Origin of the sequence: Lutibacter citreus, from assembly GCF_003260195.1 — a bacterium.
Classification (GTDB): Bacteria; Bacteroidota; Bacteroidia; order Flavobacteriales; family Flavobacteriaceae; genus Lutibacter; species Lutibacter citreus.
Map to the genome: position 1 here is coordinate 1 of NZ_QEIH01000029.1, position 2,242 is coordinate 2,242.

3 protein-coding genes are annotated in these 2,242 nt (G+C 28.1%); all 3 read right to left on the reverse strand.

Annotated features, from left to right (window positions below; genetic code table 11):
• Window positions 1–141 precede the first annotated feature (141 nt).
• Window positions 142–717, reverse strand: a complete 576-nt coding sequence (locus DAD81_RS20605) for a YdeI/OmpD-associated family protein (RefSeq protein ID WP_111710369.1) — start codon at window positions 715–717, stop codon at window positions 142–144.
• A 151-nt stretch (window positions 718–868) separates the two neighbouring features.
• Window positions 869–2,029, reverse strand: coding sequence for a DUF3800 domain-containing protein (locus tag DAD81_RS20610; RefSeq protein WP_157961214.1), 1,161 nt, complete (start codon window positions 2,027–2,029; stop codon window positions 869–871).
• Between the two features lie 127 nt (window positions 2,030–2,156).
• Window positions 2,157–2,242 (reverse strand): IS3 family transposase (locus DAD81_RS21270; protein ID WP_157961215.1); only part of this gene is annotated, 86 nt, incomplete at its 5' end.

Consider the following 2,242-nt stretch of genomic DNA (forward strand, 5'->3'; position numbering starts at 1 on the left):
GAGGCTTAGCAACCATTAAAAATTGAAATTCAACTACTATTGTAAAAAACAAAAGCCCCTTAAAAAGAAGCTTTTGAGTTGTGTTTTTATGTTTTTTAATGCCTTGTGCAACGATTACCATTGTTGTAAGCCGTTTTTGTTCTATCTGAATTGTTTCGGTTTTGTATTTTTGCTTGCATTTTCTGCTATTTCAATAATTCTTTTTAGTTTGGTTTCGGGTCTTTTGGCAAGAACAATCCAGCTTAATAAAATTTTCTTTGCTGATTTACTTAAACTCTCGTAATATTCTAAAGCTCCGTTTCTTTTGTCAAATTCTTCCTTTAAATCTTTTGGAAGAATTAGTGCTTCTACTTCATCCATTATAAACCAAGAGCCATTTTCCTTAGCTGTTTCAATAGCTTTATAGCCAGCTTCTCGGATAAGATTTTTTGAAGTTAAATATTCTACTTTATCTTTATTTACTTTAGACCAAATACTATTAGGTTTTCTTTTGCTAAAATATTGGATATATCTTTCCTTATCAATTGTTTTTTTAGTACTATCTATCCAGCCAAAACAGAGTGCTTCATCAACTGATTCACTCCAACTAAGGTTATGGTTCGAAGATTTTTTCTTGTAAAGAATGAGCCAAACAGCATCATTTTTATTATGGTTCAATTCGAGCCATTTCCTCCATTCTTTTTTATCATAAGGACAATGTTCTTCAACATCTTTCATACTATATCTTGGACTTTTTTTAATGACTTACGAGTTTTTATAAGATTTGTGCGACTGGAAAATCGGAGATTTTTCGGTTGTAGCAAATCGTTAGTTAAATGTTTGTAGGTTCGTTATTTAGTTTAAATGTAAGCATAAATTTTATGAGGTGTTACCTGCTGGCTTGTGCTTTTATTAATTTATTCAATGTTTCGTATTCGTTACTTTCAAGTAAGTTTATATTTCCTAAAGTTACACTCTTTACTAATGTATCAGTTTTTCCGATTGTATCAATCATAGGAATTATTTTCGTACTATAGTTGTTGTAAAATCTAATTATATCTCCTTTACAACAAGGGATTTTATAACCACTTTGTGAGCTCGTTATTAAAATTTTGTTTTCTCTCAATTTTCCTATTACATTTTTACGAAAAATTCTTTTTGTCAAATTTATCTTTCTAATATTGATTCTCTCAATAATTTCATCTGAATAGGAATATGAGTAAGGGTCTTTCTTAAATTTATATATTAAATAATGAAGACAAATAAGTTGGTTCTTTATTTCAGGGTCAGTTGTTTTTTGATTTGATTCAATAAACTCATTAATTCTAAAAAATATAAAATCAACTAATTCATGATTGAATTTTTCATCTTCATCGTCTATTTTTCTAAAGAGTTTTGGTGGTAATTCAGGCCATTCTCTTAAATGAAGAATTTTTTTATCCAAAACATCTATAATTTCTTGACTTCTTGGTTGAATTTTATCTGGTTCATAGCATTTAGCGATGCTACCAGCTACAAAATCTGCTAGCTGAATTAAAGGTTCATTTAGGCTATTGTCAAATTTAAATTCAGGACCTCTAAATAATTCTGTTTGGTTGTGATTTTCCTCAACATATTTTATGAAACCTGTCATAAATTTTTCAGAACCGTGTTCATCTGCTATTAATTCTAAATAAGGAAAATAATTATACAACTCGCTGTCTAAAAGACCATTCACATATTTAAAAAAGCTATCTCTAAATTGTAATCCACTATTTTCGAATATTTTTCTTTTGTCAACAATTATACTGTAAATTCTAAAATCGAGAGAACTCAAATCTTTCAACAATTTGAGTCGATTTTCAATATTTCTAAATGCTTTTGCGTTAGATTTTATTTCGGGTGCTTGTGTATGTTTTTTTGCAATTTCAATAAAATCGTTTCTAACTTTATCTACTAAATTTTCATCAATGATTACCGCACTTACAATGAAAAATGTAGTAACTCCACCTTTTTCATAATGAATACTTTTATCTCCTGATTCGTCTATGTAGCCAATTTTTTTACTCAAAATATTTTTTTCATGCTTGTAGCCAACGTGTTTGAATATGTTTTGTAGCGATTTTAAGCAATAAATTTAGTAAATAATTACTGAACAAGAAAATAGACTGCACCCCAAAGTTTAGACAAATTTATAATTAATTTTGATAATAATGAGTTCGATATTGAATCGGACTCATTCCTTTTAAATTTAGTTTAATTCTTTCATTATTATAATATTTTA